A 21,401-nucleotide genomic window follows, 5' to 3' on the forward strand; every position below is an offset into this window, starting at 1 on the left:
CGCCGCCGAGGACCGCCGCGACGCCGAGGACCGCCGCGACGAGGGCGGGCAGCCTACATTCGCTCGCGCAGGAACGCCGCCTGCACGAGCCACTGGTAGGACTGCCCGCCCTCGTGCTCGTTGAAGGGGTAGACCTCGATCGCCTTATCGGCGACCGGCACCCGGTTGTACGCCGCGAACACCGTCGACGGCGGGCAGATCATGTCGTGAAGGGCCGCAGAGAACAGTGCGGGCGCCGAGATCCGGGCGGCGAAGTTCACGCCGTCGATGTACGACAGCGTGCGGAAGACTCGCTCCTCGGCGCCCCGGTGTACCCGCAGGTAGCGCACGATCTCCTGGTAGGGATCCGCGTCGGTCATCCCGACGGCGCGTTCGAAGTGGGAGAGGAAGGGCACATCCGGCATCACCGCGCGCAGCCCCTCGACCAACCCGCCCACCGCGATGGCGATCCCGCCGCCCTGGCTGCCGCCGGTGACGGCGACGCGGGTCGGGTCGACCTGGGGAAGCCCGCGCACGGCGTCCACGCCACGCACCCCGTCGGTGAACAGGCGCCGGTAGTAGTACGTGGCGGGGTCGTCGATGCCGCGGGTCATGAAGCCGGATGCCGCGGGCCCCGACCCGTGCGGGTCGGGCGTCTCGCCGCCCGAACCCCAGCCGCTGCCCTGCCCCCGGGTATCCATGAACAGGTGGGCGTATCCCGCATTCGCCCAGGACAGGCGCTCATGGGGAAGTCCGCGGCCGCCTCCGTATCCGTTGAACTCAACGACGGCCGGAAGGGGTCCCTCCGCGCCGCGCGGCACCCACAGCCAGGCCTTCACGGGGTCGCCGGCGAAGCCCGGGAAGGTCACGTCGTAGGTGTCGACGAGGGTCAGCGGCGTCGCGACCGGGGTGACGGTGACCTCACCCCCCGCGGCGCGCGCGGCGCCGATCGTTCCGGTCCAGAAGTCGTCGAAGTCGGCCGGTTCGGCAACGGTGGGGTGATAGGTCGCCAGCTCGGCGGGGCTCAGATCGAAGCGGGGCACCGGGTCAGCGTAGCGCTCTCCCGGCGTGGATCGCCGCGACTTCAGGAGTAGACGCTGACCTCGGTGCCGGTGGCGGTCCACTCGTAGATGAACCGCGCCGCGTCATCCCACATGTTCACGCAGCCGTGGCTCTGCGGGTAGCCCAGCGACGAGCGGAAATTCGATGCGCCGTGGAACGCGATGTCGGGTGCGAACCACGTGATGTAGGGCACATCCTCGGTGCAGTAGCTGTTCACCGCATCGGGGTTGTAGCAGAGCGCGCCCATGTCCTGAACGCGGGTGTACGCGAAGACGGTGAAGTTGCCGGTCGGGGTGGGCGTTGCGGCGGTGCCCGATGAGATGGTGAACGACTCCACCATGTTGCCGTTCTCGAACAGGTAGGCGCGCTGCGCGCTGAGATCGACCTCGACCGACCGGGCGAGCGCGACCGTGGCGAAGGGCGTCTCGGTCACCCCGAGCTCGATGACACCGTCGCCGGCCGCGAGCTGCGACGCGGCGTCGGCCGCGAGTCCGTCGGTGGACTCCAGCGCGCGTCCGTTGACTCCCGCGACGTCTTCGCGCAGCACCGTGCCGGCCCTGTTGGTGATGACCGTGGCGTCGACCGCCTCGCGATCCACCAGTCCCGGAAGGGTGTCGACGACCGACTGGATGCCCGCCTGGTCGACCTCGATCGAGATCGTGCCGCGGTCGCCGTCACCGAGGGTGATCCACGACGCGACGACAGCGCGGTCGAGCGGCACGGTGCGCTCATCGCCGATGTAGAAGCCCGCGGTGTCGAGCATGGCGTTGAGCCGCGACGCGGTCGCCTCCGCGATCGTCGTCGTGGTCTCGGCCTCGACGACGGCCAGAGTCGGTGCGACCTCGACGCGCTGCTCGCCCGCGAGGAACGCGTCCTGCAGGCTCTGGCGCACGGCATCGGCATCGATGCCTTCGCCGGGCACGGCGGGCGTGACCTGGTAGCTCGCGGAGGCGGTGTCGAAGGCGACCACCGCATCGACGGGCGAGACGGAGAGGTCGGGGGCGGCGGCCAGCAGGGCGTCGGCGGCGACCACCGGATCGAGCTGCACCTCCGCGTCGACGGGGGAGGGGAACCAGCCGGTCGGATTCCACATGGGGTGCTCGGCGAAGGCGGTCTCGGCGAGGGCCTGCGCGTTGACGGTCGCCCCGAGGTCGGCGCCGGTCAATTCGGCGTCGCCGGCGGGGCCGGTGAGGACGACCGTCGTCTCGGCGAGGCGTGTCTCGATCGCAGCGGCGGCGGCGCCGGGGGTCAGGAAACCCACCGGCACACCGGCGACCGCCGTGCCCGGAGCGATGAGGAAGACCGATGCCGCGACCATGCCGATCGCGGCGGCCGCAGCCGTCACGCCGATCCAGAGACCCCAGCGACGCTTCTTGGGAGTGGGTTCCGCGGGCGCCCAGGCGTAGGTCGGAGCATCTCCGCCGGGGACATCGGACGTGGGTGCGTCGGCCGTGTCGGCAGCCTGCGGCCGCGATTCAGCGGCCCCGTCGGCATCCGGCCGGGTCACAAGGTCAGTCACGCGGTCCCCCCGACTGCGTCAGTGTCGTCGTTACATGCTAAACGACCCTGCCGGCGGCGAGGGCAACGGTCTTATCACGACCCGGGGTGCGACCGAATCAGGGCGCGCAGAGCTCCTGGAACTTCGTCACCGTCACCTGGAACGACTCGCCGATCTCCGCGGCGTCCTCGACCTGGGTGAGGTCGCCGCTGGCCACGGAGTCCATCACCTCGGCGGTCTGGGTGAACATGTCCTGAAGCTCGGGCAGAAGGGCGGCGATCTCGTCGTTGGTCACCTGCGAGGCCGCGGAGCCCAGGCTGTCGGCGGCGGCGCGGGCCGCCTCGGCGACGGCGCCGGGATCTTCGGCCGAGGCCTCCTGGAACTCCGTGGTCGCCTCGGTGATGCTGTCGGAGATGAGCAGGCACGCGTCCTGGGTGGACTGACCGCCGTCACCCGAGGTGTCGGAGGATCCGTCGTCGGGGGCGCCCTGCGAGGCCGCCGAATCCCCCGAGGGGGAGGCGGCGGGAGAACCCGTGCATCCGGCAAGGGCCAGGACGGCGAGCAGGCTGAGGGTGCCTATGGCGGCTGTGGATCGCATGGCGACCTCCTTCGTCGACCTCCACCCTAGGACAGCCCGCGGATCACGAATTCGTAAAGACTCCGAGCAAATTCGCCGAATCGCTTGCATCCTGCTTAGTTCGTAAGGTGTACTAACAAACATGACCCCGGTCGACACCTCTCGTACGATCCCCGGCGACGCCGCTTCCCCGGCGCTGGCTCTGCCGCCGCGGGGGCGTCGCCAGACCGCGAAGGTGCTGCCCGAGCAGGCGCGTCGGCACAACCGTTCCCTCGTGCTGCAGACGCTGTTCCACGGCGGAGCGATGAGCCGGGCCGACCTGGCCCGGGAGACCCGGCTCACCCGCGTGACCATCTCCGACCTCGTGGCGGAACTGATCGCCGACGGTTTCCTGGCTGAATTCGGCACCCGCGAGGCCTCCGGTCCCGGCAAGCCGGCGATCCTGGTCGATCTCGACCGCGCAGGTCACCGTATCGTCGGTCTCGATCTCTCAGGCAGCGAGAGCTTCATCGGTGCCGTGCTCACGCTCGACGGAGAGATCGTCGCCCGGCACGAGGTGCCCGCGCCGGCTGCGGCCGGCGACGTCGTCCACACGGCGGTGGCTCTGGCGAGGTCTCTCGTCGCCGATGCCCACGCGCCCGTCCTCGGCGTCGGGGTGGGAACCCCCGGTGTCGTCGACGAGCACGGTGTGATCCTCGCAGCGCCGAACTTCGGCTGGGTGGGCTTCGACCTCGAGCGCGCCCTCACCGACGCGCTGCAGCTGCCGGTGCTGGTGGCCAACGACGCCAACGCCGCCGTCCTCGCCGAGTACACCCTCGGGGGAGCCGCCGACGACGTGATGCTCATCAAGGTCGGTCGCGGTGTCGGTGCGGGGCTCCTCACCGCGGGTAGGCCCCTCCGGGGCTCGCGCTTCGCCGCGGGCGAGATCGGGCATGTCACGGTCGGCACCGACGGCGGTCCGCAGTGCGCGTGCGGGAAGATCGGATGCCTCGAGGCGTGGCTCTCGGTTCCCTCGCTCTCCGAGCGCCTCGCCGGAGCACCCGACGACGACGCCGCCCGCGAGGGCGTGCTCCGCGACGCGGGGGAGCGGCTGGGGATCGCGCTCGCGCCGGTGGTCGCCACCCTCGATCTGTCCGAGATCGTGCTCTCCGGCCCGCCCGAGCTCCTCGACGGACCCCTCGCCGCCGCCACCGTCGATACGCTCCGCGCCCGCACGCTCGCACCCTTCCACGAGGGGGTGCGCGTCCGGATGACCGCGCACGGCCAGGACATCGTGCTGCGCGGCGCCGCCGTCATGGTGCTCTCCGGCCAACTCGGGGTCTCATGACGCCATTCGCTTCCGCTCCCCGCACACCCGGTCGGTCTCTCCGACCCCACCCAGAAGAAGGAACGCTATGAAGAAGACGCTCGTGAGCGCCGCCCTGCTCGGGGTCGGCGCCGTGGTGCTGGCCGGCTGCGCCGGCGGTACGGGCTCGGCCGGCTCGGACCAGGGCGCGGAGATCCGCGTGTGGCTGGTCGGCGCCGACACGCCCCAGGAAGCCCGCGACTACCTCGTCGAGACGTTCGAGGAGGACAACCCCGGTTCCACCCTCGTCATCGAGGAGCAGAGCTGGGAGGGTCTGGTCGACAAGCTCACCACCAGCCTGTCCAGCTCCGACAGTCCTGACATCGTGGAGTTCGGCAACACCCAGGCGCCCGCTTTCACCTCGGTCGGCGCCCTCCTCGATCTCAGCGACGAATTCGAGTCCCTCGGCGGGGAGGACCTGCTGCCCGGCTTCGTCGAAGCGGGTTCCTACGACGGGGCGTTCTACGCACCGCCGCTGTACTCCGGCGCCCGCGTGGTGTTCGCCGATCCGGCGCTCGTCGCCGAGGCACCCGCGACCCTCGACGACTACATCACCTCGGCCACCGCCCTCGCGGAGGCCAATCCCGGGAAGTCCGGCATCTACTTCGCCGGCCAGGACTGGTACAACGCGCTCCCCTTCATCTGGGAGAACGGCGGCGAGATCGCCGTCGAGTCCGACGGGGAGTGGGACGCGCAGCTGAGCTCCGACGAGTCGGTCGCCGGCCTCCTGCAGGTGCAGGAGCTGATGACGACCGCGTCCGTGGCGCCGAAGGACGGCGACAACGCCGAGCCGTGGACCCCCTACTGCGAGGGGTCGGCGATCCAGTTCTCCGCGCCGAACTGGGCCCTCGGTCTCGCGAGCGCCTGCGAGACCGAGAACCCGCCCGCCGCGCCGCTCGTCTACGCCCTCCCCGGCATGGACGGAGGACCCGCCCAGGTGTTCGCCGGCGGCTCGAACATCGGCATCTCGGCGAGGTCGGCGAACCCCGACCTCGCCAAGGAAGCTCTCGCCATCATCCTCAGCGACGAGTTCCAGACGATCTACGGCGAGAACGGTCTGATCCCCGCCAAGAAATCGCTCGCCTCCACCCTCGGCGACACGCCCGAGGCCGCCGCCTTCGCCGAGGCCGCGAGCAACGCCAAGCTGACGCCCGCATCTCCCGACTGGGCCGAGGTCGAAGCATCCCGCGTTCTGGAGGACTTCTTCGTCAAGATCGCCCAGGGCGGTGACGTCGCCGCGCTCGCCGCCGAGGTGGACACTCAGATCGAGGACATCCTGAACGGCTGACCGGCCGCACCACGCTCCGGGCCGGCGGTTCTCGCACCGCCGGCCCGGCCCACGACCACACTTGGGAGACCCGCCATGTCGACGCTGCACCGCGACGTCAGCCCCGCCGTGAGCGCGGTCGACGGTGAACGCCTCGTCGCCCCCGCACCGCCGCCGAGCCCCGGCAGACGCCGAGCGCTCCGCTCCGGCACCCTCACTCCGTACGCCCTCCTCACGCCGGCGCTGATCGTCCTCGCCGCCATCACCGGGTGGCCGCTGGTGCAGCTGGTCATCATGTCGTTCCAGGAGTTCGGTCGGGCGCAGGTCTTCGGCGCCCCGCCGGAGTTCATCGGCCTGGCCAACTACGTCGGCATCCTCACCGATCCGCAGTTCTGGCAGGTGCTCGCCCGTTCGCTGCTCTTCGCGGCGGTCTGCGTCGTCGCCACGATGATGCTCGGCATCCTCATCGCCCTCCTGATGCGGCGCCTGGGCACCGTCATCCGCACCCTCGTCTCGATCGGACTGCTGCTGGCCTGGGCCATGCCGCCGCTGTCGGCGACGATCGTCTGGGGCTGGATCTTCGACACCCAGTACGGCGTGCTGAATCAGGTGCTCTCCCAGGTGTTCGGCCTGGAGCAGTTCGTCGGGCACTCCTGGCTCATCGAACCGCTCAGCTTCTTCTTCGTCGCGACGATCATCATCGTGTGGGGTGCGATCCCGTTCGTCGCCTTCACCGTCTACGCGGGCCTGACCCAGGTTCCCGACGAGGTACTCGAGGCGGCACAGCTCGACGGGGCGGGAGCGACGAAGCGGTTCTTCCTGGTCATCGTGCCCTTCATCCGCCCGATCCTCGTGGTCGTGACGATCCTGCAGGTGATCTGGGATCTGCGGGTGTTCACGCAGATCTACGCCCTGCAGTCGATCGGGGGGCTGGCCGAGCAGACCAACACCCTCGGCGTGTACATCTACCGGGTCTCGCTCGGTGCCGGCGACTTCGGGGTGGGCGGGGCCATCTCGGTCATCGTGGTGCTGCTGCTGGTGGCGCTGTCGATCTTCTACGTCCGCCGGAACCTCCGGGAGGAGTCGCTGTGACCACGCTCGCCCCCTCCCGGAACCCGATGTCTCCGCGCATCCGCCGCCGCGTCGCGTCCGTCCTCGCCGCCGTCGCGGGTCTCATCGTCTTCGCATGCTCGGTGTTCCCGGTGTACTGGATGGTCAACACCTCGCTGCAGCCGAACGGCCAGGTGCGCGGCAGCGCCCTGCGGCTGTGGCCCGAGAACGCCACCCTGGAGAACTACCTCGGGGTGATCTTCGACCACGATCGCGCGCCGTTCCTCACGGCGCTCGGCAACTCCCTCGCCGTGACCCTGCTCACGGTGGCGGTCTCGCTCGTCTTCGCCTTCCTCGCCGCGCTCGCCGTCACCCGGTTCCGGTTCCGCAGCCGCGCGGCGTTCATCGTGACGATCCTCATCATCCAGATGATCCCCGCCGAGGCCCTCATCGTCTCGGTGTTCCGCCTCATCGACGGCTGGCAGCTGCTCAACACCGTGATCGGGCTCACCGCCGTCTACCTCGCCACCGTCCTGCCCTTCACGATCTGGACCCTCCGTGGCTTCGTCAACGGGGTGCCGATCGAACTGGAGGAGGCGGCGATGATCGACGGGTTGAGCAGGTCGCAGGCGTTCTGGCGGGTGACCTTCCCGCTCCTGGCCCCCGGTCTCGTCGCCACCGGCGTCTTCGGGTTCATCCAGGCCTGGAACGAATTCGTCTTCGCGCTCGTGCTGAACCCTCGCCCCGAGGCCATGACTCTGCCGGTGTGGCTTCGCACCTTCCTCGACCCCAACGGCGGCATCAACTGGGCCGAGCTCATGGCAGGATCGACGCTCGTGTCGATCCCCGTCGTGGTGTTCTTCCTCATCGTCCAGAGCCGGATGACCTCGGGGCTGGTGTCCGGGGCGGTGAAGGGCTGATGCGGGTCGGACTCGACGTCGGCGGTACGAAGACCGAGGCGGTCGCGCTCGATGAGGCGGGGGGCGTCGTCGCACGGGTGCGCCGCGCCACCGCGTTCGGCCCCGACGGCGTGATCGCCTCGATCCACGCGGCGGTCGAGGAGGTGAGCGCACAGGCGGGTGGGCCTGCGACATCGGTGGGGATCGGGATGCCGGGGCAGATCGTCCCCGGGTCGGGGATCATCTCCCACGCGGTCAACCTCGGCGTGCGCTCCCTCGACGTCGCCGCGGTGGTCGGCGCCGCGCTCGGCCTCCCCGTCGACGTCGAGAACGACGTCAAGGCCGCCACGCTCGGCGCGGCTGTGCTCCGCGGGCCCGTGGATCCGGCCGCCTCCGGCACTGCGGAGCCGGGCCTGGCCTACCTCAACCTCGGCACGGGGGTGGCCGCGGGGCTCGTCACCGGCGGCGCACTCTGGCGGGGGTCCCGCGGCGCGGCCGGGGAGATCGGTCACCTGAGCGTCGACCCTGCCGGTCCCCGGTGCCGCTGTGGTCAGCGCGGGTGCATCGAGGCGCTCGCCGGCGGACGCGCCATCGCCGAACGGTGGGCGAGGCCGGGGGTCCTCCCCGTCGCCGACGTCTTCGACTGCGCCGACGGAACAGACGCCGACGGTCCTGTCGGTGCGCGGGCCCGCGAGCTCCGCGACGACCTGGTGCGCGGGGTCGCGGCGGCGGTGCGGGTACTCGTCCTCACCGCCGACGTGGACGTCGTCGTGCTCGGCGGCGGTCTCACCGCCCTCGGTGACCGGCTCGTCACGCCGGTGCGGGCGGCGCTGCGGCGAAGCGGCGAGACCTCGCCGTTCCTGCGGTCGCTGCACCTGGACGAGCGCATCGAGCTCCTCCCGACCGGATCACCGGCCGCGGCGCTCGGAGCCGCCCTCCTCGGCGCAGAGCGGGGCGAGGAGGTGCTGACCGTTGGCTGAGATCGTCATCGTCGACAGCGCCGACGCCGCCGGCGCCCTCGTCGCGGCGGAGATCGTCCGCCTCATCGGTGAGAATCCGCGAGCCGTGCTCGGCCTCGCCACCGGGTCGACACCGCTCCCGGTCTACCGCGCGCTCCGGCAGCAGACGACGGGGGTCGACCTCTCCGGCGTCCGCGGCTTCGCCCTCGACGAGTACGTCGGGATCGCACCCGACCATCCCGAGAGCTACGCCTCGGTCATCCGTCGCGAGGTCGTCGAACCGCTCGGTCTCGACCCGGCGCTGGTCCACGTGCCCGACGGCGATCCCCAGCGGATCGCCGTGTCGGGAGAGGAGTACGAGCAGGCGATCGACGCCGCCGGCGGCGTCGACCTCCAGATCCTCGGGATCGGCACCGACGGCCACCTCGGGTTCAACGAACCCGGGTCTTCCTTCGCATCGCGGACCCGGGTGAAGACGCTCACCGCCCAGACCCGCCGCGACAACGCCCGTTTCTTCCCGAGCCTCGACGACGTCCCCCGGCACTGCATCACCCAGGGCCTCGGAACGATTCTCCGCGCCCGGCACCTCGTGCTGCTCGCGTTCGGTGTGGGCAAGTCCGCGGCCGTCGCGGGAGCCGTGGAGGGCCCGCTCACCGCGTCGCTTCCGGCGTCGGCGATCCAGCTGCATCCGCACGCCACCGTCGTCGTCGACGAGGGGGCGGCCTCGCAGCTGCGGCTGGCGGACTACTACCGCTACGCCTGGGAGAACAAGCCCGACGGTCAGGGCCTGTAGTCCGCGCCCCACACGAGCGGCAGCAGCACGACGCAGAGGGGAGCGAGCGGTGTGGTCGCGGCATCCTCGGGAGTGATCCACCGGGCCTCGGCGATCTCGGCCCGGGGCGTCGGGCCGGCCGGATCGATCTGGAGTCCGAACGCGTCGGCGACGACGTCGTGGCCCGGTTCGTTGGCCGCGGCGGTGCGGAAGACGCCGAGCGGATGCAGCGACGCGGCCGCGACCGAGAGGCCGAGTTCCTCGTGGAGCTCGCGAACGAGCGTCTCTGCGGGGTTCTCGCCGGGTTCGGGTTTGCCGCCGGGGTTCATGAACAGCCGCGTGCCGGACTTGCGCACCAGGAGCGCGCGTCCCGCGGCATCCGTCACCAGCCCCGCGCTCACGCGGATCTCGTGCGGGTTCACACGAACACTTTGCCGGGGTTGAGGATCCCCTGCGGGTCGAAGACGCGGGCGATCTCGCGCTGGAGCCGCCACTGGTCGTCGCCGAGCTCATCGGCGAGCCAGCGGCGCTTCAGCACGCCGACGCCGTGTTCACCGGTGAGCGTGCCGCCGAGCCGGAGCGCGGCGCGGAACAGCTCGTCGGCGGCTGCCCACACCTCGGCGGGAACCTCATCGGACCCGGCATAGACGAAGTTCGGATGGAGGTTCCCGTCGCCGGCGTGGGCAACGGTGGGGATGGCCATGCCGTACTCCCTCTCGATGCGCGCGATCTCGTCGAACATCGCCGGGAGGGCGCTGCGCGGTACCGAGACATCCTCGATGAGGGTGGTGCCGAGGCTCTCCATCGCCGGATGCATCGACCGGCGGATCGCCAGCAGCCGCTCACCCTCGTCGGGGTCGTGCGAGAGCACGACGGTTCCGCCCGCCGCGCGGAGGATCGCCGCGATCTGCTCGGCCTCGGCGCGCGCGGCGACGCCGTCGGTCTGGATGGTCAGCTGCGAGGCGCCGGGGGTCGGGAGGGGGAGGTCGAGGAGGGCGTGGACGGCCGCGAGGGATGCGGCATCCATCAGCTCCATGATCGCGGGCTGGATGCCCGCCGCGGTCACTGCCGCGGAACCGCCGGCGGCCGCGCGGACGGTGGGGAACGTCGCCGCGATCGTGCAGACCTCACCGGCGGTGAGGCGCCGGAGCTTCAGGGTGGCACCCACGATCACGCCGAGGGTGCCCTCCGAGCCGATGAGGAGCGAGGTGAGGTCGAGGCCCGTGACTCCTTTGACGGTGCGGTGCCCGAGGGAGATCAGACGTCCGTCGGCGAGGACGACGTCGAGCCCGAGCACCGCGTCACGGACGACGCCGTACTTCGCGCACAGGAGGCCGCCGGCGCCGGTGGCGATGTTGCCGCCGACGGTCGAGATCGCCCGGCTCGCCGGATCGGGAGCCCACCACAGGCCGTGCGGGGCGAGGGTCGCGTTCAGATCGGCGTTGAGGATGCCGGGTTCGACGACCGCGATCAGGTCATCGGCGCGCACCTCGAGAACGCGGTCCATTCTGCGGACCGAGAGGGCGATCTCACCCTCGCCGGCGTTCGCGCCGCCGGCGAGGCCCGTGCGGGCCCCCTGGGTGACGACGGGTGTCGACGTCCGGCTCGCGATGCGAAGGGTGGTCTGCACGTCGGCGACGTCGTGCGCGTGGACGACGGCGAGGGGCAGGCCCGTGGCGGCGTGGCCGGATTTGTCGGCGCGCGATGCTTCGCGGGCGGCATCGGAGATGTCCACGCGATCGCCGAGCGCCGCGCGGAGCGCGTCGAGCGCGGCGCCGGCATCAGGGGTCACGACGACAGCTGCCCCCGGCCGGCGAACACCCCGGCGGTGACGGCGATCACGCCGAAGACGATGCCGACCCAGACGGCGCCGAGGTCCCACCAGGCGAGGACGGCCGCGGCGTAGACGAGCAGCTCGACGAGGGCCCGGACGAACGGGTGCACCGCGAACACCGCCCGGGGAGAGACGAACAGCGCCCAGATGAGGATCGCCGTCACCGGGGCGCCGATGCCCGCGACGATGTTCCAGGGGAGAGGCCAGGCGAGGAAACCCCAGAAGGCCAGGGAGACGAACGCGAACAGCTCGCAGACGAACGCGAGGATGTCGATTCCCGACAGCGGTGCACGGGTGCCGGCGGGGCGCCCCTCGGCAGGGGCATGCGGCTGCTGCGGCGCGACGTTCGGCGTCTGCGCGGCGGTCGGTTCGGGGGTGCGCCCAGCGTCCTTCCGCGGCGCCTGGGTGGGCTCTTCGGGCATTTCCCCAGTCTAGGCGCGGGGGTGCGCCCCGAACCCGGGATGCGCGGGGTGGGCTGCGGCGACGGCGCTCACTCGCCCGTCCATGCGATCTGACGGTCGGGGTGGAACACGATTTCCTGTCGCCGCCAGAGCGGGCCGAGCCCGCCCACGCGGCGGCGGAACGACTCCCACGAGCGCTCCGGAGTGGAGCCGAGAGGCGCCGACCAGGCCGCCTCGGCTGCCGCCGCCAATCGCGGGAACATCATGGCGTCGAGCCCGGCCAGGTCGTCGATGGTCTCGGTCCACACGGCCGCTTCGACGCCGACGATGTCGTCATCGGCGATGCCGTCGATGACCGATACCGGATCCCACTCGTACGCTCGGCGCACACTCGTGGGTCCGCCTGCCCAGGTGAGACCGCGGGGAGTGTCGTCGTCGTACTTCATGTCGAGATAGACCGCATCGGCGGGGGAGAGGATGACACCGCTCGCGCGGCGGACGAAGGCGAGTGCGGCGTCCGCGCCCGCAGCGTCGGGGGTCGTGAGGCCCCAGTACTGTCCGACGGTCTCGGGCGCGACGTCGGCTCGTCCCGCGTCGTGCCAGGTCACCGGCACCTTGCCGAGATCGGCGACGAGCTGGGTGACGCGTGAGAGGAACGCGTCGTACTCGTCCGCAGCGGTGCCGAACGCCTCGTCGCCACCGAGGTGGAGGTACGGGCCCGGCGTGAGGTGAGCGAGCTCGCCGAGCACGTCGGCGACGAAGTCGAAGGTCGCCTCCTCATCGAGCCGGAGCGAGGAGAATCCCACGCCGAGCCCGGTGTACGGCGCGCCCGCAGCGGGCAGGGCCTCGCCCCGGCCGGCGGCTTCAGCGACGAGTTCGGGGGTCACGACGGGGTCGGCCGCCAGGTGCGGGTAGGCCAGGCCGACGGCGTGCGTGTGTCCCGGCAGGTCGATCTCGGGCACCACGGTGATGTGCCGCGCGGCGGCGTACGCGACGATGTCCCGGTAGTCCTCCTGCGTGTAGAACCCGCCCGGGCCTCCGCCGATCGCCGAGCCCGACGCGGCGTCGGTGAGGGCCGGGTGCGCGCGCAGCTGCAGCCGCCACCCCTGGTCGTCGGTGAGGTGGAGGTGCAGGTGCGTGAGTTTGAGGCTCGCTGCCCGATCGATGATCGCGCGGACATCGGCCACCGGGAAGAAGTGTCGCGCGACGTCGAGCATGAGGCCGCGATAGGCGAAGCGGGGCGCGTCGTCGATGCGGACGGCGGGGACGCGCCATCCCTCGGACGTCGGGGTGAGCAGCTGCGCCAGCGTGTGCAGGCCGGCAGCGAGGCCTTCGGCGCCGGCGGCCGAGATCTCGACGCCGGTGTCGGCCGCGACGAGCCGGTAGGCGCCGGGCGGCGCGATGTCGGAGGTGTGGGAGAGGGTGAGCGCGGGGGAGGAGGGGGACGCCTCGGCCGGCAGAGCGAGGGTCTGAGCAGTGGCGGTGGAGAGGATGCGGCGGGCCGCCGCCGCGGCATCCGGATCCGCGATTACCGGGGTCTGCGCTGTCAGTCGGAACGGGTCGCCCTCGATGACGGCCACGGAGCGCGGAAGGGGGACGAGGGCCGGATGCGCCGTCATGTAAGGATCCTTTACAAATAGCGGTCCCACCAGCCTATCGCCCGTCGTCCACTATGCTCGGGGTGTCGCGACTGGCGTTGAGGTGGGACACCACCGGGGAGCGACCGGGAGTCATCCGTCCGACCGCAGAGCATTCGACCGCACGCCTGGGCCGATGTCCGATCCGCCGCTGTGGAAGGAGACCGTCGTGTCCGATCCGATCTTCAACGCCCCTCTCGCCGAGGTCGACCCTGAGATCGCCGACGTGCTCGAGCGCGAGCTCGACCGTCAGCGGGGCTTCCTCGAGATGATCGCGTCCGAGAACTTCGTGCCGGTCTCGGTGCTGCAGTCCCAGGGCTCGGTGCTGACCAACAAGTACGCCGAGGGATACCCCGGCCGTCGCTACTACGGCGGCTGCGAGGTCGTCGATGTCGCCGAGGAGCTCGCGATCGAGCGCGCCAAGGCGCTGTTCGGCGCCGGGTTCGCCAACGTCCAGCCGCATTCCGGCGCCACCGCGAACGCGGCGGTGCTCCACGCCATCGCCCGCCCCGGCGACACCCTCCTGGGTCTTGCGCTCGACCAGGGCGGCCACCTCACGCACGGGATGAAGATCAACTTCTCCGGTCGGCTGTTCGACATCGTCGCCTACGGCGTCGACCCCGAGACCTCGCTGATCGACATGGACGAGGTGCGACGCCTCGCCGTGGAGCACAAGCCCAAGGTCATCATCGCCGGCTGGTCGGCCTACCCCCGTCAGCTCGACTTCGCGCGATTCCGCGAGATCGCCGACGAGGTCGGCGCCTACCTGTGGGTCGACATGGCGCACTTCGCCGGGCTCGTGGCCGCCGGCGTGCACCCCTCGCCCTTCCCCCACGCCCACGTCGTGTCCTCCACCGTGCACAAGACCATCGGCGGTCCGCGGTCGGGCATCATCCTCACCGATGACGCCGACCTCGCGAAGAAGATCAACACCGCCGTCTTCCCCGGGCAGCAGGGCGGCCCGCTCATGCACGTCATCGCCGCGAAGGCGACCGCGTTCAAGCTGGCTGCGACTCCCGAGTTCCGCGAGCGACAGGAGCGGACGCTGCGCGGAGCGAAGATCCTCGCCGACCGGCTCATGCAGCCCGATGTCGCCGCCGCAGGCGTGTCGGTGCGGTCGGGCGGCACCGACGTGCACCTCGTGCTCGTCGACCTGCGCGAGGCCGAGATCGACGGCAAGCAGGCCGAGGACCTTCTCCACGACATCCGGATCACCGTCAACCGCAACGCCGTGCCGAACGACCCGCGTCCGCCGATGGTGACCTCGGGTCTGCGGATCGGCACCCCCGCGCTCGCCACCCGCGGATTCGGTGACGCCGAGTTCGCCGAGGTCGCCGACGTCATCGCCCTCGCGCTCCAGCCGGGCGCCGACGTCGAGGCGCTGCGCGGGCGGGTCGCTGCGCTGACCGACGCCTTCCCGCTGTACCCCGGCCTCGCGCAGTAACCCGCGCGTCGCCTGCTGGCGCAATCCCACTCACCGGGCACCCGCCCCCCGCCACCCCGCGCCTCCCCGCGAGAATGCATCTGGACGCCGAGGATGCGGGAACACCCCGCACCCTCGGCGCGCAGATGCACTCTCGCCGCAGGGACGCAGAAGGAGAGACGACATGACGGCTCAGAAACTCGACGGCAAGGCTGCCGCCGCCGCCATCCGCGCGGAACTGACCGAACGGGTCGCCGCGCTCAAGGCGCGCGGCGTCACCCCGGGCATCGCGACGGTGCTGGTCGGCGCCGACCCCGCCTCCCAGCTCTACGTGGGGATGAAGCACAAGCAGTCGGTGGGCATCGGGATGAACTCGATCCAGCGCGAACTGCCGGCGGATGCCACGCAGGAGCAGGTCGAAGCTCTGATCGACGAGCTCAACGCCGATCCCGAGTGCCACGGCTACATCGTGCAGCTGCCGCTGCCGAAGCACCTCGACACCGATCGCGTCCTGGAACGGATCGACCCGGCGAAGGATGCCGACGGGCTCCACCCGACGAACCTCGGCCGGCTGGTGCTGAACGTCAACGCGCCGATCACGACGCCCCTGCCCTGCACTCCGCGCGGTGTCATCGAGCTCCTGCTGCGCAACGGCTACGACCTGAAGGGCGCGCACGTCGTCGTCGTCGGCCGCGGCGTGACCATCGGCCGGTCCATCGGGCTCCTCCTGACCCGCCGGGAGATCAACGCCACGGTGACCCTCACCCACACCGGCACCCCCGACATCCCCTCCTTCCTCCGCCAGGCCGACGTCATCGTCGCCGCCGCGGGGGTGAAGCACCTGGTGCGAGCGGAGGACGTCAAGCCCGGCGCCGCCGTCCTCGACGTCGGCGTGACCCGCGAAGACGACCCCAAGACGGGCGCGCAGCGCGTGTATGGCGACGTGCACCCGGACGTCGCCGAGGTCGCCGGCTGGCTCTCACCGAACCCCGGCGGGGTCGGACCGATGACCGTGGCGCTCCTCATGACGAACGTCGTCGAGGCTGCCGAGCGCTCGCTGGAGGCCTGACCCGCGGCATCCGTCCCTTCTCTTCATCCCCACAGCGCCTCCGGTCGCAGAAACACACCGGCGTCGCAGCCGATGGCAGGGATTCTGCGACATTCGCGTGATTCTGCGACCGACGGGTGATGCGTCGGGGCGGACGGGTGATGCGTCGCGGCCACCGGGTGATGCGACGGGTCCGACGGGCGATGCGTCGAGTCGCCGCAGTGCGCCGGGGCGGGTGTGGGCGGGGACAGGCCAGGAGCACCCCGGCCCTGGCGGGCCGGATTAGCGTAGGAGCATGGACGACACCGCGCGCCGTGCGATCGACCGGGCGCTCATGCCCCTGGTCGTGTCGACGGGGGCGTGGGGTGTGGTCGACGCGCACTGGCTCCCCGGCCCGGATGGCACACCGGTGGTGTGGCTGCGCACGCGCACCGAGATCGAGCGGGTCGCCCTGGAGACCCAGCCGTGGGTGGAGGCGCAGGTTCGGGTGATCCTCACGAGGCTCAGCGTGGACTATCCGCTCGTCGCCCGTACCCGCTTCGAGATCACGTCGCTCGAGCGGCAGCGGAACCTCTTCGATGACGGGCTCCCGGCATGACTGCGGACTTCCCCCGCTGCCCGACCTGCAGCGACCCGCTGCGGTACGAGATCCTCGACGACGAGCGCTTCCTCGTGGCGTGGTCGTGTGTGAACTGCGGGGTCATCCGCACCACCGAGCCGGTCTGACCCGCGACCGCGGCACCCCGGATCAGGTTGTGAAGCGCGACAGGAATCGCCGTGTCCGCTCCTCGCGCGGCGCGACGAGGACCTCACTCGGCGGCCCCTCCTCGACAACCCGCCCCTCGTCGAGGAAAAGCACGCGGTGCGCGACATCGCGGGCGAAGGCCATCTCGTGGGTCGCCATGAGGATGGTCGCCCCCTCCTCGGCCAGCGACTTCACCAGCTCGAGCACCTCGCCCACGAGCTCGGGGTCGAGGGCCGAGGTGATCTCGTCGAGGAAGAGCACCTCGGGGTCGGTCACCACCGCGCGCACGATCGCGGCGCGCTGCTGCTGGCCCCCCGAGAGGCGGTCGGGATGCTCGCGCGCCTTGTCGGCGAGCCCGATGCGCTCGAGGAGCGCCATCGCCTTGGCTTCGGCGTCGCGCCGCGGCATCCGGTGCACTTTCCGCGCCGCGAGCGTGACGTTGTCGATGACCGACAGGTGAGGGAAGAGGTTGTAGTGCTGGAAGACCGCACCGAATCGCGCGCGCACCCGGTTGCCGTCGACGCGCGGGTCGGAGATGTCGTCTCCTCCGAGCAGGATGACACCGTCGTCGATCGTCTCCAGGAGGTTGAGGCAGCGCAGCAGGGTCGACTTGCCCGACCCGCTCGCTCCGATGACGGCGACGACCTCGTGCGCCGAGAGGTCGAGCGCCACGCCGCGCAGCACCGATCGGTCGCCGAACGACTTCCAGATGGCGTCTGCGTGCAGGAGCGCCGTCACAGGATCGATCCCATCTGCTCGCGCCGCTGCAGCCGCGCCGTCCACCAGTCCGCGAGGCGGATGGTGGGGATCGCCAGCAGGACGAACAGCACCGCCGCCACGATGTACGGGGTGAAGTTGTACGCCAGCGACGTCTCGATCTGCGCAGCCCGCACCGCGTCGACGGCGCCGATCACCGACACGAGTCCGACGTCTTTCTGCATCGCGACGAAGTCGTTCATGAGCGGAGGCGTCATCTTGCGAAGGGCCTGCGGCATCACCACGAGACGGAGCGACTGGGCGTACCCGAGCCCCATCGCCCGCGCCGCCAGCCTCTGCGAGGGATGCACCGCCTCGATGCCGGCACGGATCACCTCGCTGACGTACGCGGAGTAGGTGATCGTGATCGCTGCGGTGCCGAGGATGACCGGGGGAATGCGTTCGTTCACGAGCCCGGGGATGCCGAAGCCCACGAGGTAGAGCACGATGATCAGCGGGATGCCGCGGAAGACGTCGGTGTAGCCGGCTGCAAGCGCCCGGAGCGGGAAGAACACCGCGCCCCGCAGGGTGCGAAGGAGCGCGATGACGGTCGCCCCGATCGCGACGGTGATGACCGAGAGCCCCAGCACCTGCAGGTTCAGCAGGAAGCCCTCCCACACGCGGGGGAGGGAGGCGATGGCGGTCTCGGGGTCGAAGAACGACCGCTGAACCGACGCCCACCCGGGGGTGTTGACCACGGTGAGCCACACCACCACCGCGAAGACGACGGTGGAGATGACGGCGATCAGCACCGAACGAGTCGATTGGCGCGCGCGGTAGGCGCGCCGCTGCAGCTCGAGCGCGCTCGGCTGATGGATGTCGGCGCTCACCTCTTCGACGCTAGCCGACCGCTCCGGGCCGGGCTTCACTCCAGCAGTGTGACGCCGGCGCCCTCGCCCAGCCATTCCTGCGTGATGGCCTCGAGCGTGCCGTTCTCGCGCAGTGCGTCGACGGCGGCGGTGACGCGCTCGGTCAGCGGCGAATCCTTCGCCAGCACCAGGCCCCACTCGTCGGGGATGCCCGCGGTGGGGAGCTCGCCCACGATGAAGGAGTCGTCGATGTAGACGCCGGTGGCGTAGTACGCCGTCGGCAGGTCGAGCACGAGACCGTCGATCTGGCCGGCTTCGAGGGCGGCCTTGGCGTCCTCGTTGGTGTTGTAGAGCTGAGCGGGGGTGTCGGGCTGGACGACCTCTTCGATCGTCTGGGCGCTCGTGGACCCGACCATGGCGCCGAGCAGCAGGCCCTTCGTGTCGGCGAGCGAGGCGACGCCCTCGGCGGCGGTGTTCCCCTCGATGGCGACGATCGCCTGGCTGGCGGCGTAGTAGGGCGAGGAGAAGTCGACGTTCTCGGCCCGCTCGGGGGTGATGGAGTACTGCTGGATGTTGACGTCGAAGTCCTTCGGCCCCGGCGCGATGGCCGCTTCGAAGGTGGTGCGCACCCACTCGACATCCTCCGGGGCGAATCCGAGCTCTTCGGCGACGGCGTACGCGATCGCCGACTCGAAGCCCTCGCCCGACGCGGGGTCGTCGTCGATCACATACGGGTAGTAGGCCGGCTCGCCCGTGGCGAAAGTGAGCTTGCCGGGCGTGAGGAATCCCTCGTCGGTCGGAGCAGCGGATGCGTCGGAGCCGGCGTCGGCATCGGAGTCGCCGGAGCCGGTGGCGCAGCCGGTGAGGGCGAGCGTGGCGAGGGCGACGCCGGCCAGGGCCAGGCGCAGGCGGGAACGGGTGCGGGACATGGCTGCCTCCAGGTACGGGATGACGCGCGCCGCGTGCTGCAGCGGACGCGCGCTCCTCCATCATCCTGCGGGAACACGGATGCTGCGCCCTCCCGCGTCGCTTTGTTACACGCTCTTCACGCGCGGCGCCGGGCGGGCCTGGGATTCGCGCTCGCGTGGCGAGAGGGAGAGGGCGATGTCAGAGCTCGTCGAGCATGCGGCGCTGCTCGTCGGTCAGGCCGTCGCGCAGTTCCTTCCGGCCCTGCGCGGTGGTGCGCGAATCGCCGAAGGGAGGGCGCGGGCCCGTGGCATCCGCTCCCGCCGCCTTCGTCCGTGTGGCGCGGTCGTACAGAGCGCCGGCCTGCGCCTCGACGCGGTCGTCGATGACGTCGTAGATCGCCCACCCGATGATGAGGAGCACGGGCGGAAGGATCCATCCCCAGAACCATCCGCCGATCGACACGCCCGTGAACAGCACCGTCGCGATCCACACGAGGAAGGCGACGGCGAAGGCGACGAAGAACTCCGCCACCTTCTCGCCCACCCGGGTCCGTCGGTCGGCCGAGCGCGCCGCCATCCCGCCGAACCACCGGGACAGCAGCGGCTTGATCCAGATCACGATCGCGGTGAGCACGATGCCCGCCCACAGGGCGGCCCACCCGACGCGTGCGGGGGTGAGGAATCCGATCACCAGCAGCACTGCGATGTTGAACACCAGCAGCGAGACGAACCGCACGACCCAGGTCTTCATGCTTCCAGCGTGCCATGCCCCGTTCCCGGGGGCCACGGGGGGTCAGCGCAGCGAGACGAGCTCGGTGACGTCGTCGTCGGGCAGGACGTCGGCGACGGCGGTCACCGACATGGTGCCCAGCATGACGGCCCCCGAGATCGTGGTGAGGAAGGCGGTGTCAGCGGCGTCTCGGCCCGTCGCGATGCGGACGAGCGTGCTGCGAGGCGCAAGGGTCGTCGCATCGACGACGTACCAGGCGCCGTCGATGTGGGCTTCGGCGACGGCGTGGAAGTCCATCGGATGAAGCCCGGGGGCATACACCGAGACGAGGCGGGCCGGGATGTTCCGCGCGCGCAGCAGCGCGACGGTGAGGTGGGCGAAGTCGCGGCAGACGCCCTGTCGGGCCAGGAGCGTGCGCATCGCGCCGTCGGTCGGCAGACTCGATCCGCTGACGTAGGCCAGGCGTGTGCCCACCCACGACGACACCGATGCGAGCAGCTCGGCCGGGTCGCTGATGCCGGCGAACTCGGCGGCCGCGGTGGGGAAGAGGGCGTCCGACTCGGCGTAGCGGCTCGGGCGCCGGTAGCGCACGAGCTCCGCCGCGCTCGCGGTGGCGGGCTCGGCCTGTCCGGCGACGGTCGCTGCGTAGTCGAGCCTCAGGGTGCCGGGACGGGTGAGGACCCGGTGCAGGCGCGTGCCGTGTTCGTCCTCCAGCTCCTCGGTCTCGACGGGTTCGCCGTCGAGGGTGACGCTCAGCTGCTCTCGTTCGCGCGGCACTCCGGCAGCCACGGCGACGGAGAACACCAGCTCCGACGCCTCGGTGACCTCGAGCTCCAGGTTCGCGCCCACATCCCGCTTCATGCGCTCCACTCTCGCGCGAGCGGGCGCCGCTCACAACCGGGCGGGCGGTGTGATACGGATGAGGGGTGATCACCCTCACCCTCGACGACGGCGTCGCGGAGATCGTCCTGGACGCTCCCGAACGACGAAACGCGCTCACCCTCGACGATCTGACCGAGCTGGATGCCGCCTACCGACGCGCCGCGGAGGCGGACACCCGCGCGCTCGTCCTCCGCGGTGAAGGCCGCGTGTTCTGCGCCGGCCGCGACATCTCCGGAGTCGACCCCGAGACTGACGACGTCGCAGGCTATCTCGGAGCCGTCGAAGGCCTGATGCGCCGGATGGCGGGTCATCCCGTTCCCACCTTCGCCGCCGTGCAGGGCGCTGCGCTCGGCGTCGGGCTCGGTCTCGCGATCGCCACCGACGTCGTCTACGTCAGCGAGACGGCCAGGATCGGCTCGCCGTTCGCCCAGCTCGGGGCGCTGCTGGACTCCGGCGGTCATGCGCTGCTGTTCGATCGGCTGGGCGCGCATCGCGCCCTCGACCTCATCTACACCGGCGACCTGCTGAGCGGCGCCGACGCGGTGGCTGCGGGACTGTTCAGCCGCGCGATGCCTGATGACGAGCTGCTGGCGTTCGCGCGCGAGAAGGCGCGGGCAGCGGCATCCGGTCCGACCCGGGCGTTCCGGGCATCCAAGCGCCTCATCGCCTCGCTCCGCGACGAGCGGCTCTGGTCGGTGGTCGCCGCCGAGACGGCCGGTCAGGAGGCGCTGCGCGCCACCGACGACTACCGCGAGGGGTTTGCGGCGTTCCAGCAGAAGCGGCGCCCCTCCTTCCGCGGTGCCTGAGGTTCGCACGCCCC

Annotated in this window: 23 protein-coding genes and 1 riboswitch; of the genes, 11 read left to right on the forward strand and 12 right to left on the reverse strand. The window is 71.1% G+C overall.

Translation table 11 applies throughout. The annotated features are described in order from the left end of the window. Nucleotides 1-53: 53 nt before the first annotated feature. From QSU92_RS13705 to QSU92_RS13715, 3 genes are all read right to left on the reverse strand, one after another. On the reverse strand, nucleotides 54-1,022 hold the full coding sequence (locus QSU92_RS13705) for an acetylxylan esterase (RefSeq protein WP_289262710.1): 969 nt from the start codon (nucleotides 1,020-1,022) through the stop codon (nucleotides 54-56). Nucleotides 1,023-1,063: 41 nt separating this feature from the next. Continuing rightward, nucleotides 1,064-2,560: a L,D-transpeptidase family protein gene (locus QSU92_RS13710; RefSeq protein ID WP_289262711.1), complete on the reverse strand. Its 1,497-nt coding sequence runs from the start codon at nucleotides 2,558-2,560 to the stop codon at nucleotides 1,064-1,066. A 97-nt stretch (nucleotides 2,561-2,657) separates the two neighbouring features. After that, a complete protein-coding gene (locus QSU92_RS13715) occupies nucleotides 2,658-3,137 on the reverse strand; it encodes a hypothetical protein (protein ID WP_289262712.1) in 480 nt (159 codons plus the stop codon). A 121-nt stretch (nucleotides 3,138-3,258) separates the two neighbouring features. Here QSU92_RS13715 and QSU92_RS13720 point away from each other — a divergent pair, with 121 nt between their 5' ends. The 6 genes from QSU92_RS13720 (at nucleotide 3,259) to QSU92_RS13745 (ending at nucleotide 9,429) form a co-directional block, all read left to right on the forward strand. Next, entirely contained in the window at nucleotides 3,259-4,443 is a 1,185-nt protein-coding gene (locus QSU92_RS13720; RefSeq protein WP_289262713.1) for an ROK family transcriptional regulator, read from the forward strand. A gap of 67 nt (nucleotides 4,444-4,510) precedes the next feature. Continuing rightward, a complete protein-coding gene (locus tag QSU92_RS13725; protein WP_289262714.1) occupies nucleotides 4,511-5,749 on the forward strand; it encodes an extracellular solute-binding protein in 1,239 nt (412 codons plus the stop codon). Nucleotides 5,750-5,824: 75 nt separating this feature from the next. Then, complete coding sequence (locus QSU92_RS13730; protein ID WP_289262715.1) at nucleotides 5,825-6,820, forward strand: carbohydrate ABC transporter permease; 996 nt, start codon at nucleotides 5,825-5,827, stop codon at nucleotides 6,818-6,820. Between the two features lie 26 nt (nucleotides 6,821-6,846). Beyond that, nucleotides 6,847-7,698 (forward strand): carbohydrate ABC transporter permease, encoded by an 852-nt coding sequence (locus tag QSU92_RS13735; RefSeq protein WP_422880444.1) that lies wholly within the window; start codon nucleotides 6,847-6,849, stop codon nucleotides 7,696-7,698. Next, entirely contained in the window at nucleotides 7,698-8,657 is a 960-nt protein-coding gene (locus tag QSU92_RS13740) for an ROK family protein (protein WP_289262717.1), read from the forward strand. Before QSU92_RS13735 ends, QSU92_RS13740 begins: the two co-directional genes overlap by 1 nt. After that, nucleotides 8,650-9,429: a glucosamine-6-phosphate deaminase gene (locus QSU92_RS13745; RefSeq protein ID WP_289262718.1), complete on the forward strand. Its 780-nt coding sequence runs from the start codon at nucleotides 8,650-8,652 to the stop codon at nucleotides 9,427-9,429. The genes QSU92_RS13740 and QSU92_RS13745 overlap by 8 nt, the downstream gene beginning before the upstream one ends. Here the strand turns inward: QSU92_RS13745 and QSU92_RS13750 are convergent. The 4 genes from QSU92_RS13750 to QSU92_RS13765 all read right to left on the reverse strand — a co-directional run bounded on the left by QSU92_RS13750 (nucleotide 9,417) and on the right by QSU92_RS13765 (nucleotide 13,262). Next, entirely contained in the window at nucleotides 9,417-9,830 is a 414-nt protein-coding gene (locus tag QSU92_RS13750) for an NUDIX hydrolase (protein WP_289262719.1), read from the reverse strand. The genes QSU92_RS13745 and QSU92_RS13750 overlap by 13 nt on opposite strands. Next, nucleotides 9,827-11,200 carry an FAD-binding oxidoreductase gene (locus QSU92_RS13755; protein ID WP_289262720.1) on the reverse strand — a complete coding sequence of 458 codons (1,374 nt, stop codon included), beginning with the start codon at nucleotides 11,198-11,200 and terminating at the stop codon, nucleotides 9,827-9,829. The genes QSU92_RS13750 and QSU92_RS13755 overlap by 4 nt, the downstream gene beginning before the upstream one ends. Next, nucleotides 11,197-11,664, reverse strand: coding sequence for a YrdB family protein (locus QSU92_RS13760; RefSeq protein ID WP_289262721.1), 468 nt, complete (start codon nucleotides 11,662-11,664; stop codon nucleotides 11,197-11,199). The genes QSU92_RS13755 and QSU92_RS13760 overlap by 4 nt, the downstream gene beginning before the upstream one ends. Nucleotides 11,665-11,732: 68 nt before the next feature. Then, nucleotides 11,733-13,262: a family 20 glycosylhydrolase gene (locus QSU92_RS13765; protein WP_289262722.1), complete on the reverse strand. Its 1,530-nt coding sequence runs from the start codon at nucleotides 13,260-13,262 to the stop codon at nucleotides 11,733-11,735. A gap of 57 nt (nucleotides 13,263-13,319) precedes the next feature. After that, nucleotides 13,320-13,421, forward strand: a riboswitch (ZMP/ZTP riboswitch). Nucleotides 13,422-13,449: 28 nt separating this feature from the next. On the opposite strand from QSU92_RS13765, the gene glyA reads away from it, so the two are divergent. The 4 genes from glyA to QSU92_RS13785 all read left to right on the forward strand — a co-directional run bounded on the left by glyA (nucleotide 13,450) and on the right by QSU92_RS13785 (nucleotide 16,477). Next, nucleotides 13,450-14,724, forward strand: coding sequence for a serine hydroxymethyltransferase (gene glyA / locus QSU92_RS13770; RefSeq protein WP_289262723.1), 1,275 nt, complete (start codon nucleotides 13,450-13,452; stop codon nucleotides 14,722-14,724). A 163-nt stretch (nucleotides 14,725-14,887) separates the two neighbouring features. Next, nucleotides 14,888-15,772, forward strand: coding sequence for a bifunctional methylenetetrahydrofolate dehydrogenase/methenyltetrahydrofolate cyclohydrolase (locus QSU92_RS13775; RefSeq protein WP_289262724.1), 885 nt, complete (start codon nucleotides 14,888-14,890; stop codon nucleotides 15,770-15,772). A gap of 274 nt (nucleotides 15,773-16,046) precedes the next feature. Further along, entirely contained in the window at nucleotides 16,047-16,349 is a 303-nt protein-coding gene (locus tag QSU92_RS13780; protein ID WP_289262725.1) for a hypothetical protein, read from the forward strand. Then, nucleotides 16,346-16,477, forward strand: a complete 132-nt coding sequence (locus tag QSU92_RS13785; RefSeq protein ID WP_289262726.1) for a hypothetical protein — start codon at nucleotides 16,346-16,348, stop codon at nucleotides 16,475-16,477. Before QSU92_RS13780 ends, QSU92_RS13785 begins: the two co-directional genes overlap by 4 nt. 22 nt (nucleotides 16,478-16,499) lie before the next feature. Here the strand turns inward: QSU92_RS13785 and QSU92_RS13790 are convergent, their stop codons facing one another. The 5 genes from QSU92_RS13790 to QSU92_RS13810 all read right to left on the reverse strand — a co-directional run bounded on the left by QSU92_RS13790 (nucleotide 16,500) and on the right by QSU92_RS13810 (nucleotide 20,560). Beyond that, nucleotides 16,500-17,234 carry an amino acid ABC transporter ATP-binding protein gene (locus QSU92_RS13790; RefSeq protein WP_289262727.1) on the reverse strand — a complete coding sequence of 245 codons (735 nt, stop codon included), beginning with the start codon at nucleotides 17,232-17,234 and terminating at the stop codon, nucleotides 16,500-16,502. Beyond that, entirely contained in the window at nucleotides 17,231-18,082 is an 852-nt protein-coding gene (locus tag QSU92_RS13795) for an amino acid ABC transporter permease (RefSeq protein WP_289262728.1), read from the reverse strand. The genes QSU92_RS13790 and QSU92_RS13795 overlap by 4 nt, the downstream gene beginning before the upstream one ends. A gap of 35 nt (nucleotides 18,083-18,117) precedes the next feature. Continuing rightward, a complete protein-coding gene (locus tag QSU92_RS13800) occupies nucleotides 18,118-18,990 on the reverse strand; it encodes an ABC transporter substrate-binding protein (protein ID WP_289262729.1) in 873 nt (290 codons plus the stop codon). Between the two features lie 178 nt (nucleotides 18,991-19,168). Then, nucleotides 19,169-19,720, reverse strand: a complete 552-nt coding sequence (locus QSU92_RS13805) for a hypothetical protein (protein WP_289262730.1) — start codon at nucleotides 19,718-19,720, stop codon at nucleotides 19,169-19,171. A 42-nt stretch (nucleotides 19,721-19,762) separates the two neighbouring features. Beyond that, entirely contained in the window at nucleotides 19,763-20,560 is a 798-nt protein-coding gene (locus QSU92_RS13810; RefSeq protein ID WP_289262731.1) for a transglutaminase-like domain-containing protein, read from the reverse strand. 65 nt (nucleotides 20,561-20,625) lie between these two features. Here QSU92_RS13810 and QSU92_RS13815 point away from each other — a divergent pair, with 65 nt between their 5' ends. After that, nucleotides 20,626-21,387 (forward strand): enoyl-CoA hydratase/isomerase family protein, encoded by a 762-nt coding sequence (locus QSU92_RS13815; protein WP_289262732.1) that lies wholly within the window; start codon nucleotides 20,626-20,628, stop codon nucleotides 21,385-21,387. Nucleotides 21,388-21,401: the final 14 nt, after the last annotated feature.

The organism is Microbacterium sp. ET2 (assembly GCF_030347395.1).
In the GTDB taxonomy this organism is placed as follows: Bacteria; Actinomycetota; Actinomycetes; order Actinomycetales; family Microbacteriaceae; genus Microbacterium; species Microbacterium albipurpureum.

Bases quoted from the DNA above. Each gene is read 5' to 3' on its own strand.
- QSU92_RS13715 (WP_289262712.1), bottom strand. From the start codon at position 3,137: ATGCGATCCACAGCCGCCATAGGCACCCTCAGCCTGCTCGCCGTCCTG.
- QSU92_RS13720 (WP_289262713.1), top strand. From the start codon at position 3,259: ATGACCCCGGTCGACACCTCTCGTACGATCCCCGGCGACGCCGCTTCC.
- QSU92_RS13725 (WP_289262714.1), top strand. From the start codon at position 4,511: ATGAAGAAGACGCTCGTGAGCGCCGCCCTGCTCGGGGTCGGCGCCGTG.
- QSU92_RS13730 (WP_289262715.1), top strand. From the start codon at position 5,825: ATGTCGACGCTGCACCGCGACGTCAGCCCCGCCGTGAGCGCGGTCGAC.
- QSU92_RS13735 (WP_422880444.1), top strand. From the start codon at position 6,847: ATGTCTCCGCGCATCCGCCGCCGCGTCGCGTCCGTCCTCGCCGCCGTC.
- QSU92_RS13740 (WP_289262717.1), top strand. From the start codon at position 7,698: ATGCGGGTCGGACTCGACGTCGGCGGTACGAAGACCGAGGCGGTCGCG.
- QSU92_RS13760 (WP_289262721.1), bottom strand. From the start codon at position 11,664: ATGCCCGAAGAGCCCACCCAGGCGCCGCGGAAGGACGCTGGGCGCACC.
- QSU92_RS13765 (WP_289262722.1), bottom strand. From the start codon at position 13,262: ATGACGGCGCATCCGGCCCTCGTCCCCCTTCCGCGCTCCGTGGCCGTC.
- QSU92_RS13775 (WP_289262724.1), top strand. From the start codon at position 14,888: ATGACGGCTCAGAAACTCGACGGCAAGGCTGCCGCCGCCGCCATCCGC.
- QSU92_RS13780 (WP_289262725.1), top strand. From the start codon at position 16,047: ATGGACGACACCGCGCGCCGTGCGATCGACCGGGCGCTCATGCCCCTG.
- QSU92_RS13785 (WP_289262726.1), top strand. From the start codon at position 16,346: ATGACTGCGGACTTCCCCCGCTGCCCGACCTGCAGCGACCCGCTGCGG.
- QSU92_RS13800 (WP_289262729.1), bottom strand. From the start codon at position 18,990: ATGTCCCGCACCCGTTCCCGCCTGCGCCTGGCCCTGGCCGGCGTCGCC.
- QSU92_RS13805 (WP_289262730.1), bottom strand. From the start codon at position 19,720: ATGAAGACCTGGGTCGTGCGGTTCGTCTCGCTGCTGGTGTTCAACATC.
- QSU92_RS13810 (WP_289262731.1), bottom strand. From the start codon at position 20,560: ATGAAGCGGGATGTGGGCGCGAACCTGGAGCTCGAGGTCACCGAGGCG.